General features: G+C 35.3%; 16 protein-coding genes. 12 read left to right on the top strand and 4 right to left on the bottom strand.

Annotated elements, in window-relative coordinates:
* The first annotated feature begins 298 nt into the window (after positions 1-298).
* The 4 genes from cidR to NSR03_RS13060 all read left to right on the top strand — a co-directional run bounded on the left by cidR (position 299) and on the right by NSR03_RS13060 (position 2,430).
* Entirely contained in the window at positions 299-1,186 is an 888-nt protein-coding gene (gene cidR, locus NSR03_RS13075) for a cidABC operon transcriptional activator CidR (protein ID WP_002506331.1), read from the top strand.
* Between the two features lie 109 nt (positions 1,187-1,295).
* Entirely contained in the window at positions 1,296-1,823 is a 528-nt protein-coding gene (locus NSR03_RS13070) for an acyl-CoA thioesterase (RefSeq protein ID WP_002511719.1), read from the top strand.
* A 5-nt stretch (positions 1,824-1,828) separates the two neighbouring features.
* A complete protein-coding gene (locus NSR03_RS13065) occupies positions 1,829-2,203 on the top strand; it encodes a hypothetical protein (protein WP_002506333.1) in 375 nt (124 codons plus the stop codon).
* A 38-nt stretch (positions 2,204-2,241) separates the two neighbouring features.
* The gene (locus tag NSR03_RS13060; protein WP_021338994.1) at positions 2,242-2,430 is read left to right on the top strand and encodes a hypothetical protein; all 189 of its coding nucleotides are present in this window, start codon (positions 2,242-2,244) and stop codon (positions 2,428-2,430) included.
* A 210-nt stretch (positions 2,431-2,640) separates the two neighbouring features.
* Here NSR03_RS13060 and NSR03_RS13055 read toward each other — a convergent pair whose 3' ends face one another.
* The 4 genes from NSR03_RS13055 to NSR03_RS13040 form a co-directional block, all read right to left on the bottom strand.
* On the bottom strand, positions 2,641-2,772 hold the full coding sequence (locus NSR03_RS13055; protein ID WP_256092634.1) for a hypothetical protein: 132 nt from the start codon (positions 2,770-2,772) through the stop codon (positions 2,641-2,643).
* A 285-nt stretch (positions 2,773-3,057) separates the two neighbouring features.
* On the bottom strand, positions 3,058-4,056 hold the full coding sequence (locus NSR03_RS13050) for a FecCD family ABC transporter permease (protein WP_021338991.1): 999 nt from the start codon (positions 4,054-4,056) through the stop codon (positions 3,058-3,060).
* Positions 4,053-5,048, bottom strand: a complete 996-nt coding sequence (locus NSR03_RS13045; protein WP_069812878.1) for a FecCD family ABC transporter permease — start codon at positions 5,046-5,048, stop codon at positions 4,053-4,055. Before NSR03_RS13045 ends, NSR03_RS13050 begins: the two co-directional genes overlap by 4 nt.
* Before the next feature lie 18 nt (positions 5,049-5,066).
* Complete coding sequence (locus NSR03_RS13040; RefSeq protein ID WP_069821153.1) at positions 5,067-6,059, bottom strand: ABC transporter substrate-binding protein; 993 nt, start codon at positions 6,057-6,059, stop codon at positions 5,067-5,069.
* Positions 6,060-6,274: 215 nt separating this feature from the next.
* Here NSR03_RS13040 and sbnA point away from each other — a divergent pair, with 215 nt between their 5' ends.
* Genes sbnA through NSR03_RS13000 form a run of 8 tightly spaced genes read left to right on the top strand, consistent with a single transcriptional unit; the run spans position 6,275 to position 16,704 of the window.
* Positions 6,275-7,255, top strand: a complete 981-nt coding sequence (sbnA, locus tag NSR03_RS13035; RefSeq protein WP_069821152.1) for a 2,3-diaminopropionate biosynthesis protein SbnA — start codon at positions 6,275-6,277, stop codon at positions 7,253-7,255.
* A complete protein-coding gene (sbnB, locus tag NSR03_RS13030) occupies positions 7,252-8,262 on the top strand; it encodes a 2,3-diaminopropionate biosynthesis protein SbnB (protein ID WP_002511711.1) in 1,011 nt (336 codons plus the stop codon). The genes sbnA and sbnB overlap by 4 nt, the downstream gene beginning before the upstream one ends.
* A 13-nt stretch (positions 8,263-8,275) precedes the next feature.
* Positions 8,276-10,045: a staphyloferrin B biosynthesis protein SbnC gene (gene sbnC / locus NSR03_RS13025; protein ID WP_021338986.1), complete on the top strand. Its 1,770-nt coding sequence runs from the start codon at positions 8,276-8,278 to the stop codon at positions 10,043-10,045.
* Entirely contained in the window at positions 10,035-11,294 is a 1,260-nt protein-coding gene (locus NSR03_RS13020) for an MFS transporter (protein ID WP_002511709.1), read from the top strand. Before sbnC ends, NSR03_RS13020 begins: the two co-directional genes overlap by 11 nt.
* Positions 11,284-13,011, top strand: coding sequence for an IucA/IucC family protein (locus NSR03_RS13015; RefSeq protein WP_069821151.1), 1,728 nt, complete (start codon positions 11,284-11,286; stop codon positions 13,009-13,011). Before NSR03_RS13020 ends, NSR03_RS13015 begins: the two co-directional genes overlap by 11 nt.
* Entirely contained in the window at positions 12,998-14,770 is a 1,773-nt protein-coding gene (gene sbnF, locus NSR03_RS13010; protein WP_256092638.1) for a staphyloferrin B biosynthesis protein SbnF, read from the top strand. Before NSR03_RS13015 ends, sbnF begins: the two co-directional genes overlap by 14 nt.
* Positions 14,745-15,539 (top strand): HpcH/HpaI aldolase family protein, encoded by a 795-nt coding sequence (locus tag NSR03_RS13005; protein ID WP_021338983.1) that lies wholly within the window; start codon positions 14,745-14,747, stop codon positions 15,537-15,539. Before sbnF ends, NSR03_RS13005 begins: the two co-directional genes overlap by 26 nt.
* A complete protein-coding gene (locus NSR03_RS13000; RefSeq protein ID WP_002511705.1) occupies positions 15,514-16,704 on the top strand; it encodes a type III PLP-dependent enzyme in 1,191 nt (396 codons plus the stop codon). Before NSR03_RS13005 ends, NSR03_RS13000 begins: the two co-directional genes overlap by 26 nt.
* Positions 16,705-16,713 lie beyond the last annotated feature (9 nt).

Below are 16,713 nucleotides of genomic sequence, written 5' to 3'. Positions count from 1 at the left end.
TGTTTAAGGTGTTCACTCATATTAGTCAGCAATTCAGAAATTTATTTTATATTTGAAAAGGCCGTTATCACGAAATGTGGTAATGGCCTTTTTTGAATTAAATCTTCATGACAAATAGTGATTTAGCTATTTCCTTGGAAAATAATAAGATGACATAAAAATAAATCATGGTGTTATATTTCCAATACATGCTAAAATTAAAATTAATAATAATGCTAAAAATTTCTGTATTATAAAATATAAAAATAATTGAACTATAGAACACTACATTCATAATATAAAAGAAGGTGTGATTTTATTGGAACTTAGACATATGCAGTATTTTGTTGAAGTCGTAAAACAAAAAAGTATGACGAAAGCAGCAGCTAAACTTTTTATTACACAGCCAACAATTAGTAATACGATTAGATTACTAGAAAAAGAATTAGAAGTAACATTATTTAATAGATATAAAAACCAAATATACCTAACTGATGCAGGAGAGGCATTCTTTTTTCAATGTAAAGAAATGCTAAAAATGTATGAAAACATCCCTAATGAATTAAGTAATCTTTTAGAATTGAAAAGTGGACATTTAAAAATAGGCATCCCTACAATTATTAATATTCGAAGACTAATAAAACTCATCTCTCAGTTTCATGATTCTTATCCAAATGTAACATTTCAACTTTTTGAAAATGGAAGTAAAAAAATTGAAAATGATATATATTATGGTGATTTGGATATGGGGATTACTGTCTTACCGACGAATCATAAAATTTTCAGTACATTCACTTTTTTGGAAGAAAAATTAAAGCTTGTAGTTCATAAAGATCATCCATTATCTGATAAAGATACGATTGATATTGAAGATTTAGAGCATCAAGAATTTATTTTATTTAATTCTGATTTTTACTTAAACGATAAAATAAAAAATACGTGTAGAAACTATGGGTTTAATCCTAATATTATTTTTGAAACGACTCAGTGGAGCTTTATAGAAGAAATGTTAATAAATAATATGGGCATCTGTATATTACCTGAGGGGATACTTGATTTATTGGATAAAGATTTGAAAGCTATTAGTATTAACGAACCTTCAATGAAATGGGAACTTGCCATTATTTGGAGAAAAGATATCATAGTTGATTCATTAACTAAAAATTGGATTAAATTTATACAAGAAAACTACTTATTACACCATTAAACGCAAGGTCATTCACAAAATTTATGCCCTTATAAAAAAAGGATATTTTCTATTTATATGCTCCCGCTCTATAATTTATGACATAAACATTATAGAACGGGAGTTTTTCATGGAAAATTATAAATATCCGAGCGATAGTAAAATTGTCAGTACCGATCAAGTGTTAATTAATGACTTAAATAATTACAACACACTATTTGGTGGCGTATTGATGAAAAAAATCGATAATAATGCGACATTGTCTGCTAGAAGACATGCAAGAGTTAAAGAATGTGTCACAGCATCTACAGATAGTGTAGAATTTTTACATCCTATTACTCAATCTGATTCAGTTTGTATAGAATCTTCTGTAGTTTATACAGGAGAAAAATCTATGGAAATATTTTGTAAGGTTATTTCGGAAGATATGATTACAGCAGAAAGAAAAATTGCTGCTATCGCTTTTCTTACGTTTGTAGCCTTAGATGAAAACAAAAAATCAATTAAAGTACCTAAAATTACAGCGCAGACTCAAGATGAAAAAACATTGTATATGTATGGTGAAGAAAGAGCGAAAATGCGTAAAGCGAGAAGAGCACAAAGTAAAACATTAATTAAGTCTCTTAATTTATGTAAACCATGGGAATTGGAGAAGTGATAAAAATGGTTAATGAAATGGATGAACTCACACAATGCAAATTAGATTTAAAAACTTTGAGAGAAGAATCTCCTCAGTTATATGAGCAATTAGAATATATAGCAAGTTTAACAAGACAATTAAGTATTCACTATAAATATTTAGGATTACTTATGTTTTCAAATAATAATGAAGCTATTCAAAACAATAGACCTATCTTAATTAGAGATTCTGTTTTGGAGTTATATGAAAGAGAAGTTGAAAAAGTAAAACAAAATAATGAATTCAAATTTGTTAATGAAATGATATTAAAATTCCAATTTGTAGCTTACTCACAAATATTCCTTATCGTTTTAGGTGCAGAACCTAGTTTTGTATTTAATAACACGATTATTAAATAATACAGGGCTACTTCTATCTTGAAATGAGGCAGCAATAAATGAGCATATCAGAATGTAGATATTTATGTATCAAACAAGACAAATCCTTTGAAAAAGGTAAGCTATATTGGCTTTTCCCAACAGAGGTGTCTACACTTGATGAAAAATATTTTTACGTATCAAACGATGGACAACTTTTAACAGAAGCGTACAAAAGTAGTAACTTTATTAAAAGTGTCTCGAACTAATGTAATTTAGCATTTTTTAAATACGGTAGGAACTCAATCCACTGTTGTTTTAAAAAATTAGGATTTTGAACATGTCTAGTTATCTATTTTATAGTATGCATCCTCAATCATACTATTCCTTAGTTGGCCGGACTCTTCAAAATATGACAAGTATAGATGTATAAAAAAAGCAGTCACAAATTTAATGATTTGTGACTGCTTTTTATAATATCATTCTTTTTCAACATTTGATGCACAAGCAAAGCAATACAAGTGATTGTCATTATATTCACCATTCAAGAAACCATTTAAACAATAAATATCTTTTTGGCAGACAGAACATTTCCCTACTAATTCTCTCATTTTAAAAACCCCTTTGAAAATTCATGCATTCGTCTTAAGTTAATCATACTATAAATCAATAATATTTATACAGTTGAGATAAAGGGACTAAATATGTTTTGTATAATTGTATCGATTTTGGAACGTGCTGACGCCCAGGGAAATAGTATGAGGGAGAGACTACAGGCTCGAGCCATACCCCTAGGCAAGCATGCACTTTCAAAATCGTAAGATTTTAGTATAGAAAAAAGAACTAATACATAATTTAATGTATTAGTTCTTTGCATTTGAGAATATATGATCATATCAGAGTTTTTTTACAGTCAATAATAAATAGATAAAGAATGGGGCGCCGAATGCAGCAATGAACACACCAGCCGGAACTTCTTTTGGTAAAAACACCGTTCTTCCTATAAGATCCGCAATGACGATGGAAAGTGCGCCAAAGATCGCTGACATTAATAAGCGCTTTAAATAATTCCCTTTAATTAAAGCTTTAGCAATATGCGGTGAAATTAAACCAACAAAGCCAATGTTACCCACAAAACTAATCGCTGCACCAGCAAGTATCGTTGTAATCACCATTTGAATGAGTCGCGTTTGATTAACCTTTACGCCTAAACCTGTGGCAACATTATCATGCATAACGGATACTTTCATTCTCGGAAGCACGATAATCAACAATGGCAAAGTACACACTATAAATAACCCCAATATCAAACTGTTTTCAAATGTGGCACCAGATAAACTACCGACAAGCCAAGTATAGGCTTTAGACGCAGCAAGTTGTTTTGTAAGCACAAGCGTGCCATTAACGAGCGCCATAAATAACGTTTGAAGTGCGATACCAATAATAACTAATGTCGTTGGTTGGATATTGCCCTTTTTTTGAAAACTGATAAGAATCATCATGACCACAGCTGCACCAGTGAGCGAAAACGCCGGCAGCCAATGGACACTAATATCTCCTAAAAACGCAATAAATGCTACTGCACCAAATGTTGCGCCACCTGTTACACCTATAATATCTGGAGAGGCGATAGGATTTTTAAGTACATTTTGTAGAATCAAACCACTAACGCCAAGTGCTGCACCAGCTACAATCGCCAATATAATTCTTGGCAAGCGTAACACTTCGATTGTAAATTGATCAGGACTTGAAATAGGATCAATAATATAAGAAAGGATACTATTTAACGATATAAAAGTAGACCCCAGCATTAAACTCAAGATTGAAAAAACAATCAATATGAGAACGGCAATGACTAAGCGTTTAGTATCTTTTTTATGGACTGTCTCATTCATATGCGTTGAATTCCTTTCCTAATAATATAAATAAGTGTAATTGAGCCAATGACTGCTGTGATAACACCTATAGGAAGTTCGAGTGGTTTAATAATTGTCCTAGCTAAAATATCGGACAATGTCATTAATATAGCGCCACTAACCGCAGTGAAAGGTATTAAATATTTATAGTTAGCCGGCATTAACTTTTTACTAATATTCGGTACGATTAACCCGATAAACATAATAGATCCTGCAAGTGCGACCGAAATGCCGGCAAGCGCACTAATAGTTAATACCATAACCCTTTTTGTTAATTTGACCTTTTGACCAAGTGAAGAAGCAATTTCATCACTCGTCATTAAGATGTTGATATGTGACGACATCGCAAAGGCAATGAGCAGAAATATAATAATTATTGGAATCACCCAAGGCACTTCCCACACATTACGCATAGCAACAGAACCACTTAGCCAAAACAGAAAACTTTGTAAATTGCTTTGGTTCATAATTAAAATGCCCTGTGTAAATGCTCCGAATAATGCTGAAATCGCTGCGCCAGCCAATATCACACGTTTAGGTGAAAATTGCGCTTGTTTAAACATGCCAAGTGTAATGACAAGAACAGTTACAATAATTGCCCCAATAAATGAAATAGTTATGAGCGCTTCAAATGATTGCACTTTAAAAAATGTTAAGCCACAAATCACAAAGAACACGGCGCCTGAATTAACACCAAACAGCCCAGGTGAAGCAATTGGATTACGTGTTAATACTTGCATAAGCAAACCAGATACAGAGAACGCCGCGCCGGTAAGTAGAGCAATGATTGTTCGTGATGCGCGTGATTCGGCAAGTAGAATATGTATATCGTTATTGCTATTAAAGTGGAACAACGCTTGTACCAACTGTGAAAGTGATACAAGCGTGTTTCCAATTATTAAACTTAAAATCGTTACAACGATAAGGCATAAACCAGAAAGCATTAATTTATACCGCGGTTTAAGTAACATGAGGTAACTCCTTATTGATTAAGATTGTTTTTCAATATCTAATTTTTTGTATAAATCATCAATGAGTTCAAGAGATGAAGTATAGCCACCAGCCATGTTCCATGTGATTTCATCTACATTTTTTGAAACTTCATCATTTTTTACTGCATTTAAGTTTTTCCATTGATTACTTGATGTCCAATCTGCTTCTGTCTTCTTAGTTAACTCTGCGTCTTTATCAGTAGTGTTAGACTTGAACATAAATATATGATCAGCATCCATAAGCGGAATGCTTTCTTTAGATGTTAATTGAATGATGTCTTTACCTTTATCAACTTGTTTTTGTTGTCCTTCTGGTCGTTTAAACCCTAAGTCATGTAAGATGTCTCCAGCGTATCCACTTGCATAAATACGTGCATGATCTGGTCTGAAGTTGATAACTGAAGCTGACATTGGCCATTGATCTCCATACTTAGCTTTTGCATCTTTTTTAAATTGTGCAACTTTATCATTATATTTCTTTAATAACTCATCAGCTTTGTCTTCTTTACCGAGTGCTTTACCCATCATTTTCGTTGTATCTTGAAATTTATACACTGTATCGTGCGTAATTGTTGGTGCGATTTTAGAAAGTTGTTCATATTGTTTTTCGTTTCTGACTTTAGAACCGATGATTAAATCTGGTTTTAACTTAGATATTTCTTCTAAGTTTGGTGAAGGTTCTTGACCTACTATTTTTGTATCTTTTAGGTCGTCTTTTATGTAATCATATTTAGGTTGTTGCGTCCAAGATTCTACAGCACCGACAGGCTTGATGCCTAATGCGACAGATACATCAGTCGCGCCTTGATATAATGTTACGACACGTTTTGGTTTTCCATTAATTTCAGTGGTCCCCATAGCATGTTTAATCTTCGTTGTTTTACTATCTTCTTTTGACTCCGATGACTTTTCGGACTCCCCATTTCCACAAGCTGCTAACACCATAACCGCTACTATAACAGTAATGAATACTTTTGCTAAATGCTTCATTTCTCTAAAACCTCCAACTTGGATTGATAATCATTATCAATCCTAATATCTTATAAAGTAAACGATATGTCAACAAAAATTTTTAATTTTTTAAAAAATTAAATAAAGATTTGACATTTTTAGAAAGGATACCTAGAATACAGTTTATTGATAATGATAATCGTTATCAGTATCGTAATGTTATTAATAATCCATATTTTTTAGGAGGAATTTAAGTGAGACAAGAACCTAAGCATTGTCATGATTCTTTACTTTCATGTATAGGCAAAACGCCAATGATACAGCTCAAGCAACTGTTCCCGGAACATAATGTTTACGCAAAATTAGAATATATGAATCCAGGCGGCAGTATGAAAGATAGACCAGCTCAATACATCATTGAAGATGGTTTTAAAAAAGGAACAATTACTAAAGGTACACATTTAATTGAGAGTACTTCAGGAAATTTAGGTATTGCTCTAGCAATGATCGCTAAGATAAAAGGATTAACACTAACATGTGTGGTAGACCCGAAAATTTCAGAAACAAATTTAAAAATTATTAAAAGTTATGGCGCAAATATAGATATGGTAAACGAAGCGGATGAAAATGGTGGATATTTAATGACACGTATTCAACGTGTTCGTGAATTACTTGATTCCACTGACAACGCATATTGGATTAATCAATACGCAAATGAATTAAATTGGAAAGCACATTATCATGGTGCTGGTGCAGAAATCGTAGAGCAAATAGAAACTCCAATTGATTATTTTATAGCGCCAGTGAGTACTACAGGTAGCATTATGGGCATGAGTAGAAAGATCAAAGAATATCACCCGAATGCTCATATTATTGCGGTGGATGCGAAAGGGTCAGTTATTTTTGGTGAAACGCCTAAAGATAGAGAATTACCAGGTATTGGCGCGAGTAGAGTGCCTGAAATTTTAAATAAAGAAGAAATAGACCAAGTTGTTCATGTGGATGACTACCAATCAGCACTTGGATGTAAACGCTTAGTTGATTATGAAGGTATTTTTGCAGGAGGATCAACAGGTTCAATTATATCAGCGATTGAAAAAGTCATTGATTCAATTGCTAAAGATAAAACAATTGTGACGATTTTACCTGACAGAGGCGATCGCTATTTAGATTTAGTTTATTCAGATAAATGGTTTGATGAAGTGAAAAACAAAAAAGGAGCGCTAACACGATGAACAAAGACATGTTGTATTTAAATAGATCAGATATTGAACAAGCAGGAGGTAATCATTCAACAGTTTATGTAAATGCATTAACTGAAGCATTAAAAGCCCATGCGAATCAAGATTTTGTGCAACCATTAAAGCCATATTTACGCGCAAATGGTACAGAAGGACATATTGCGGATCGTATTATTGCCATGCCAAGTCATATTGGCGGTCAAGATCCAGTATCAGGTATTAAATGGATTGGTAGTAAACATGACAATCCTTCAGAACGTAAGATAGAACGTGCAAGTGGTGTCATTATCTTGAATGATCCTGAAACAAACTATCCCATTGCAGTGATGGAAGCGAGCTTAATTAGTAGTATGAGAACGGCGGCTGTTTCGGTCATTGCTGCTCAGAAATTAGCGAAAAAAGGATTTGAAGCATTAACAATTATTGGCTGTGGTCTAATCGGTGATCGACAATTGCAAAGTATGCTAGAGCAATTTGATCATATTAAACAAGTATATGTATTTGATCAATTTGAAAAAGCCAGCGCTAATTTTATTGAAAAATGGGCAGAAGCACGTCCAGATATTCACTTTGTTCAAGCGACAACAGCGAAAGAAGCAGTTGAAAATGGAGAGGTAGTCATTACTTGTACAGTTACGGACAAACCTTACATTGAATATGATTGGATTCAAAAAGGCACATTTATCAGCAATATTTCAATTATGGATATTAAAAAAGACGTCTTTACACAAGCAGATAAAGTCTTGGTAGACGATTGGTCACAAGCAAATCGCGAGAAAAAGACAATTAATCAACTTGTATTAGAAGGGCGCTTTAGTAGGGAAGCCTTACATGCTGAATTAGGAGAATTATTAACGGGTGCTAAACCAGGAAGAGAAAATGATGACGAAATTATTTTATTAAATCCAATGGGTATGGCAATCGAAGATATTTCAAGTGCTTATTATATTTATAAAGAAGCTAAGCAACAGCAAATCGGAACAATATTAAGTCTATATTAAGGAGTGTCGTACAGTGATAGAAGTCACAGCGAATCATCAACAAAATCATGCACACACTACTATTTTAAGAGATCTAGTGGATGGTCTATTATTTGAAGATGTCTTCGGTCTTTTGACAAAAAGTGAAGCATTGCAAATCGCTTCAGATACGATATTGAAATATGGCAATGAAGATAAGGCGCTCTATATACCTGTTTATCATAGCGGCTTAAATATTTATAGATTAAAAGGAACGACCGTCTTTGTAAAAGACAATGACGAACAACACGAGATCAATGCTTTAGGGTTATGGGATGCATTAGTTGAAATGAATGCACCGTCGAGCAGTGAATTGAATACAGTACGTTTTCGAGAAGGACTTGAAGTTGCGATGGATCAGTTAACAGCCCAATTAGCAGGATTAACCTTATCAGAGCATCCCTTTATCAAATCAGAACAGTTTGCGAGTTTAAAGGATCGTCCATTTCATCCTTTAGCTAAAGAAAAACGTGGTTTAGGTAAATCAGATTATCAACAATATCAACCCGAATATTTTAAAACTTTTTCTTTAAAAACGGTCGCGATACATCGTGATTACATTTTAAAGAGTGAGTATTTAAACGAAAGCTTACTCAATAAAGCATTAGCAATCGAAGACGAGGATATATTGGCACACACGCTTGAATCGGCAGGCTTATCTTCAGAGTCGTATATGGTATTTCCTGTACATCCTTGGCAAATGACACATGTAATTCCCGAAATGTTTCAAGCAGAAATCGCAGCGCGCATCATTGTGCCATTAGATTATGAGTTCGGCGAGTTTCTACCCTCATCATCTATGCGCTCGCTTATTGATATTCAACGTCCGTTTCAGCATATTAAAGTACCGTTTTCAATGCAGTCGTTAGGTGCACTGAGATTAACACCGACACGCTACTTATTAAATGGTGAAAAGGCAGAACAATTATTAAGTGAAATTATAGCTCAAGACAGCACTTTAGAAAATAAGGTAGCGCTGTGTAATGAAAAGCAGTGGCTATCGTTTATTAATGCAGATAAAGATATATTCCAAGATCAAATAGGCCATCTGACAACACAGATTAGAAGTTATCCTAAGCAAGTGACAGCACCATCGTCACAACTCGTATCGATGGCTGCATTAGCGGCACATGATGCCACATTATATGAAGATATTCTTGGCATAGCCCAAGATCAAATGGAAAGTCAGCAATTAGAAGTGTTATTTGATGAGATGATAGATCAATTTCTTCATATTATGCTTAAATTTATGCAAAATGGTGTCTTACCAGAAGTACATGGACAAAATATTTTAATTTTATTTAAAGAAGGGCACGTGGATCAATTTATATTGAGAGATCACGATACAGTGCGTATTTATCCACGGTGGATGTATGAAAATAACATTGATATTCCACAATATGCGATAAGCAAAAATTCTCCAAATACGTTAATTAATGAAGATATAGAAACATTCTTTACATATTTTCAAACATTAGCAGTATCAGTGAATTTATATGCAATTGTAGATATGCTACATCACGTCTTTGGATTGGATGAACTAATGTTAATGAATAAAATTAAATCATCACTTTCAAAGCATGTGCAGCAGATGGATTGTTCGGAAGTGGATAAAGCACAAGTGCAACATATTTTGTTCGAGAAGCAAATGTGGCCTTTTAAACGCGTACTCTTACCACTTTTACATCAACAAGAATCAGGTGGCGGTAGCATGCCATCCAGTATTGGGACAATACCAAACCCAATGATGCGTCATGAACAGTGAAGCGATTTGGTATAGGAACTTTCGCATTTTATGGATGAGCCAGTTTATTTCGATAGCTGGACTGACTGTACTTGTTCCTTTGTTGCCAATCTATATTGCATCACTCAAGGATTTATCTGTTACAGAAATTCAAATGTGGAGTGGGATTGCGATTGCAGCGCCCGCTATCACAACGATGATTTCATCACCGTTGTGGGGAAAACTTGGCGATAGAATCAGCCGAAAATGGATGGTACTCCGCGCATTATTAGGTTTAGCAGTTTGTTTATTATTGATGTCACTCTGTACGACGCCACTGCAGTTTGTGTTAGTCAGATTATTACAAGGTTTATTTGGCGGTGTCGTAGATGCTTCTAATGCATTTGCGACGAGTGAAGCACCTGAAAAAATGCGTGGTAAAGTACTTGGGAAATTGCAAAGTTCTATTAGTGCGGGCTCTCTTGTGGGACCACTTATCGGAGGCGTTGCAGCAAGTATTGTTGGATTTCAGTCATTACTGTTAGTGATTGCTATTTTGACATTTATTGTCTGTGCAGTAGGTATTAAGTTACTTATAGAAACTACACATCAGCATAACAGTAGCGAACCAGAACCTATACGTTGTGGTGTAAGACAATCATTTAAATGTTTACTGTGTTCGCAAGTGACATGTCGTTTCATTATTGTTGGTATGCTTGCCAATCTTGCGATGTATGGCATGATGACTGCACTCGCCCCTTTAACAACTGGCGCCAACCAGACATTTTTAGATGATAAAGCGGCAGTAGGTCTTGTTCAATCTGCATTTTGGACTGCTTCTATTTTAAGTGCTCCATTATGGGGAAGCTTAAATGATAAAAACTACGTCAAATATGTCTATTTAATCACTGCACTCATTTGTGGCTTAAGTGTTATATTCCAAGGCCTGTCCACTACACTATGGATGTTAATCATTTTTAGAGTGATACAAGGCTTTACGTATAGTGCATTAATTCAAAGTGTGATGTATGTCGTTGTTAAGGCATGTCATCAAGATTTAAAAGGCACTTTCGTTGGTTCCACAAACAGTATGTTAGTTGTAGGACAAGTTGCAGGCAGTATGTTAGGCGCTGTGATTACAAGTAGCTATAACCCTACGGTTACATTTATTGTGATGGGTGGCATATTTATAAGCAGTTGTGTTGTCTTATTATCATCTCAATTAAACGCTGTGAAAGATTATAAATTAACAATGAATGTATGGGAGTTGAATAATAAACGTGCAAAGTAATCAGAATATTGAAATAGCTGAACATGCAGCTGTAGAACGTATATTGAATGTATATTTTAGAGAACAAAATTTGTACAATGCGCAGCCAGAGCAAAACATGTGGCACATCACGCTCGGGCCGTCTAAAACGTTAATAGGTAAATTTAATTATTGGTCAGTAATGGGTCATCACACATACCACCCAGTGATGTGTGCACAAGACAATGGCACGTCTTCACAGTTAGCACCAATGGAAGTGATTGAGCACGTGTTTGAGATGCTCGCACAACAAACAGAAGATGAAGATAAAACCGGATTAAAAGCAACACTACACAATATTTATAAAGATATTAACAATAGTGTAAAACGCACTGCACTCTATTTAACACGTGCGCAACAACAACAAACAGAAGATGAGTATATTATTTCGGAACAATCCCTTTATTTAGGTCATCCGTTTCATCCAACACCCAAAAGTTCTGTCGGATTTAGCGAAGAAGATTTATTGCATTATGCACCAGAGTGCCACGCACAATTCCAACTGTATTATATACAAGTTGATCGTTCTATCATGCTAGAACGATATGTAGAAGGCAGAGCGGCGGCAGTAAATGAATTGGTATTACAGTTGGCACAGTTAGATACTGATGACATAGACGACGGTTATACATTATTACCCTTGCATCCATATCAAATAACCGTATTAAAAGATAACGCTAAGTTTAAACAATGGATGGATGACGGCTTAATTAAAGACATCGGTATCAGCGGACATTATGTCTATCCAACGTCTTCTGTTCGTACCGTATTTTCAAAAGAGCTTAACATTTACCTGAAATTACCGATAAATGTCAAAATCACAAACTTCGTAAGAACGAATGATTATGAACAAGTAGAACGAACGATTGATGCTGCAAATGTCATCGCATCGATAAAAACAGACTATGAAACAAAGCATTTTAAACTGATGTTTGAAGAAGGTTATCGTGCATTGAAATATTCGTCTGAAGCAGGGGCTTTTGATTTATTAGCAAACACTGCAATGATCGTGCGTGAAGGTATTGAAGATTATCATTCGGAGAAACAAATTCACGTGTTAGCAAGTCTATTTGAAACGATGCCACATGAGCCGGACTCTATGTTAGGAGACTTGATTACTCAAAGCGGTTTGTCGGATGAGGAATGGTTAAGTGCATACTTAGACATCACCTTATATCCAATGCTTGAATTACTATCTGAAACTGGCATTAGTTTAGAAGCACATGTACAAAATACTTTAATTGAATTTAAAGACGGCCATCCGCAAGTTTGTTACGTCAGAGATTTGGAAGGCGTATGTATAGCAGAAGATATCGCAAAGCGTGCGCAAATTATTCCCAATATAATACAAAGCGATAGTCCAGTTGTCTATAGTAATGGAGCAGCGTGGCATCGTTTTAAATACTACATTATTGTAAATCATTTAGGACATTTGGTCGCTACAATGGGCAAACGCGTTGGCAGTGAAACGACATTATGGCAAACGGTTCGCAATAAATTGTTGAATTGGTCTCAAGACGCCAGTACATCAGCACAAATGAAAGTCTATGTGGATGACCTATACGAAAGGCCAACATTTTCAGCAAAAGCAAACTTTATGAGCAAAATAAAAGATTGCGGCGATAACCCACTTTATACCAATATACCAAACCCAATGTTTATGGAAGAGGAGGTACGACAACATGATGCACAATATTGAACAACAAGTAAAGCAACGCATTATGAATCAACTTGTAACTTCTATTATATATGAGGATGTTGTGCAATATGAGGTGACACAACAAGGTGCTACTTCGATAGTTACCATTGAAGCTGAAGACGCAACGTATCGCGCTGAAGTGAGAGAATTAGACAGCTTTCAAAGGCTAGAACTTACGTCACCTGTATGGCGAATCACAGATGATGGCGATACAGCAGTAACGGTTGATTACGCTACAATGTTACGAGAAGTCATATATACATTTGAGAAAAACAATGAAAAAGTTGAGGCGTTTATCAACGAATTACTACAAACGGAGCTGAAAGATACACAAGCCATGCGATATAAAGAGATGACTGCGGGTAGTGTTAAATTAACGTTCGATGCACTTGAATCTTATGCGATGGAAGGCCATCCTTATCACCCAAGTTATAAATCACGCCTTGGTTTTACACTGGTAGATAATTTGCAATATGGCCCTGATTTCCAACCGACATTTACATTGAAATGGCTGGCAATTCCCAAACAATATATTGAACAAACTGTCTCTCGAAATATTGAATCGAAAGACTTACTTCAACAACAATTAGGTGATGAAGTTGTGCAGCATTTTAAAGAAGTGCTACTAGCATTAGATAAATCATTAGCAGACTATGAGTGGTTGCCAGTGCATCCTTGGCAATTTGATCACATTATTGCGAATGAACTTGCTGAACAATGGATTAATGGTGAAATTATATTACTAGGCGAATCGGAAGAATACTATACACCGCAACAATCTATTCGTACATTATCACCTGTGGACACGTCTAAATATTATATTAAAGTGCCTTTAAGCATTACGAATACATCCACTAAACGTGTATTAGCGCCACATACGATTGAGAATGCAGCGCAAATTACAGATTGGTTAAAGCATATTCATGAACAGGATAGCTATCTAAATAAGGAATTGAAAACAGTATTTTTAGGTGAAATATTAGGTATGTCTTATATTAATGATAATTTAACTGAATCAAAGCGTGAAGCAATATATGGTGCAGTATCTGTCATATGGCGAGAGAACTTACACAGTTACTTAACTGAAACTGAAGATGCGATACCATTTAATGCGATTTATAGTTTAGACCAACGACAGAATCCGATTATTCAGCAATGGATTGCACAAAATGGTGTAGCAGCTTGGGTTAGACAATTTATCAAAGTCGCAGTGCAACCGATTATCCATATGCTTTATTATCACGGTATTGCACTTGAATCACATGCGCAAAACATGATGTTTATTCATGAAGACGGTTGGCCAACACGTGTAGCAATTAAAGATTTTCATGATGGTGTGCGTTTTAAACGTGGATTGCTAAGTACAGAGGCACAAAATCCTCAATTAAAAGACACACCAGAGAAACATAAGAAAATTAATCGTAATTCATTTATCGAAACAGAAGATGTGGAACTTGTTAGAGATTTTGCTTTAGACGCATTTTTCTTTATTAATATTTCTGAAATCATTATGTTCTTTGAACGTCACTACAATTTGAGTGAACGTCAACAATGGATGTATGTATACGATGAAATCAAGCAGTATCGTCAAACCCATCCTGACTTGCCTAATTATGAGCATTTTGATTTATTTGAAAAAACGATACAAGTAGAAAAATTAACGACAAGAAGATTATTAGAGGATACGGAAATAAGAATCCATCACGTAAGTAACCCGTTAGGAGTGATTCATCATGATGACGTTATCCCTCAAAGATAAATTAGCACAAGACGCTGAAGTCTATGGCATTTTCAATTCGATTCCGAATCCTCTTGTTATTGAAATCATCGCAGCAAGTGGTTACGATTTTGTAATTATAGATACTGAACATGCTGCCATTAACGATGAAACGTTAGAACATTTAATTCGTGCAGCTGAAGCAGCGCAAATCACACCAATTGTCAGGGTCACTCAAGTCATTGATCGAGATATTATCAAAGTGTTGGACATGGGCGCAAGAGGTATTATTATCCCTCATGTTAAAGATAAAGCGACCGTAGAACATATTGTGGAATTAAGTCGTTATTATCCTCAAGGTATGCGCAGTTTAAATGGTGGACGTATGGCCAAGTTTGGTGAAATTCCATTAACGGATTACATGGCGAACGCAAACGACAAAATTATTGTCATGGCGATGATTGAAGATCAAGAGGGCATCAGCGCCATAGAAGACATTGTACAAGTTGAAGGCTTAGACATGATTATTGAAGGTGCTGCCGATTTATCGCAATCGTTTGGCATACCATGGGAAACGAGCAGTGAAGTCGTACAATCAGCATTACGTTACATGCATGACGTGACAAGTGATTATAATAAACACTTTTGTGCCTTACCAAGAAATAAAGAACAACAAGATATATGGGCACAACGTGGTGTTAATACGTTTGTACTTGGAGACGACCGTGGCAAACTCTACCGTAACTTAAAATCCGAATTAACCTCATTTAAAGGAGGGGCAGAACGTGACACAAATATTCGACAAAATTAAAGAGATAAAGCAAAGTGGCGCACCTGTTTGTCATTATATATATGATTTAAACGCATTACGTCAACATGTGCATAAAATCGTGTCGTCCTTACCAGAGAACTGCGAGATGTATTATGCGATGAAAGCGAATAGCGAAAATGACATTTTAGCAACGATGAGTGAATCCGTTGCTGGATTTGAAGTTGCATCTCAAGGTGAAATACAAAAAGGCTTAGCACATAAAAAAACGAATCGTATTATTTTTGGTGGCCCAGGAAAAACAGACGAAGAATTAACATTTGCCATCGATCAAGGCATTCAACGCATTCACGTGGAAAGTATATACGAATTAAAAAGGTTAAATGCTATCCTAGATACCAAAAATGAACAGATGGATGTCTTATTACGTGTGAATTTATCAGGACCTTTCCCCAATGCGACATTACACATGGCAGGACGACCAACACAATTTGGTATATCGGAAAATGAAGTCGAACAAGCAATCAAACTTGCACTTGAACTACCGCATATCAACTTAGAAGGGTTTCATTTTCATTCTATTTCAAATAACTTAGATGCAGCGTTACATTTAGATGTTATGCGACTCTATTTTCATAAAGCCAAAATATGGTCAGAAGCTTTTCAATTTCCACTGAAACATATCAATATCGGTGGAGGTATCGGAGTCAATTACGCAGATTTAAATCAACAATTCGAATGGCAGAAATTTGTTGAAGGCTTTCAAGACGTCATTAATGAAGAAGCGATGAATGACGTTACGTTGAACTTTGAGTGTGGCCGATACTTAGTTGCGCAAATCGGTTACTATGCGACTGAAGTCATTGATATCAAGCAAGTGCATAATGCGTATTACGCTATTTTAACAGGGGGCACGCAACAATTCAGACTGCCAGTGTCATGGCAACACAACCATCCTTTTGAAATATGTCATATTGACCATAACCCTTATCACTTTGAACGCATGGAAGTCGCAAATGAAAAGGTGACATTCGTCGGTCAACTCTGCACGCCGAAAGATGTTTTCTCAAAAGAAACACCAGTAAAATCTGTAAGAACTGGGGATGTCGTAATATTTAATTACGCTGGCGCTTATGGTTGGTCTATTTCTCACCATGATTTTTTAAGTCATCCACATCCGACATTTATCTATTTATCTGATCAATAAGGAGGACTA

It is taken from the genome of Staphylococcus sp. FSL W8-1207, from assembly GCF_038003745.1.
GTDB classification, from domain to species: domain Bacteria; phylum Bacillota; class Bacilli; order Staphylococcales; family Staphylococcaceae; genus Staphylococcus; species Staphylococcus equorum.
Note: the sequence above shows the minus strand (reverse complement) of the source record. Positions and strands in the feature narration are given on the sequence as shown.

Excerpts from the sequence above, each read along its gene's own strand:
- NSR03_RS13070 (WP_002511719.1), top strand. The coding sequence starts at position 1,296 with ATGGAAAATTATAAATATCCGAGCGATAGTAAAATTGTCAGTACCGAT.
- NSR03_RS13045 (WP_069812878.1), bottom strand. The coding sequence starts at position 5,048 with ATGTTACTTAAACCGCGGTATAAATTAATGCTTTCTGGTTTATGCCTT.
- sbnB (WP_002511711.1), top strand. The coding sequence starts at position 7,252 with ATGAACAAAGACATGTTGTATTTAAATAGATCAGATATTGAACAAGCA.
- NSR03_RS13065 (WP_002506333.1), top strand. The coding sequence starts at position 1,829 with ATGGTTAATGAAATGGATGAACTCACACAATGCAAATTAGATTTAAAA.
- NSR03_RS13050 (WP_021338991.1), bottom strand. The coding sequence starts at position 4,056 with ATGAATGAGACAGTCCATAAAAAAGATACTAAACGCTTAGTCATTGCC.
- NSR03_RS13040 (WP_069821153.1), bottom strand. The coding sequence starts at position 6,059 with ATGAAGCATTTAGCAAAAGTATTCATTACTGTTATAGTAGCGGTTATG.
- NSR03_RS13020 (WP_002511709.1), top strand. The coding sequence starts at position 10,035 with ATGAACAGTGAAGCGATTTGGTATAGGAACTTTCGCATTTTATGGATG.
- NSR03_RS13060 (WP_021338994.1), top strand. The coding sequence starts at position 2,242 with ATGAGCATATCAGAATGTAGATATTTATGTATCAAACAAGACAAATCC.
- NSR03_RS13005 (WP_021338983.1), top strand. The coding sequence starts at position 14,745 with ATGATGACGTTATCCCTCAAAGATAAATTAGCACAAGACGCTGAAGTC.
- sbnF (WP_256092638.1), top strand. The coding sequence starts at position 12,998 with ATGCACAATATTGAACAACAAGTAAAGCAACGCATTATGAATCAACTT.
- NSR03_RS13055 (WP_256092634.1), bottom strand. The coding sequence starts at position 2,772 with ATGAGAGAATTAGTAGGGAAATGTTCTGTCTGCCAAAAAGATATTTAT.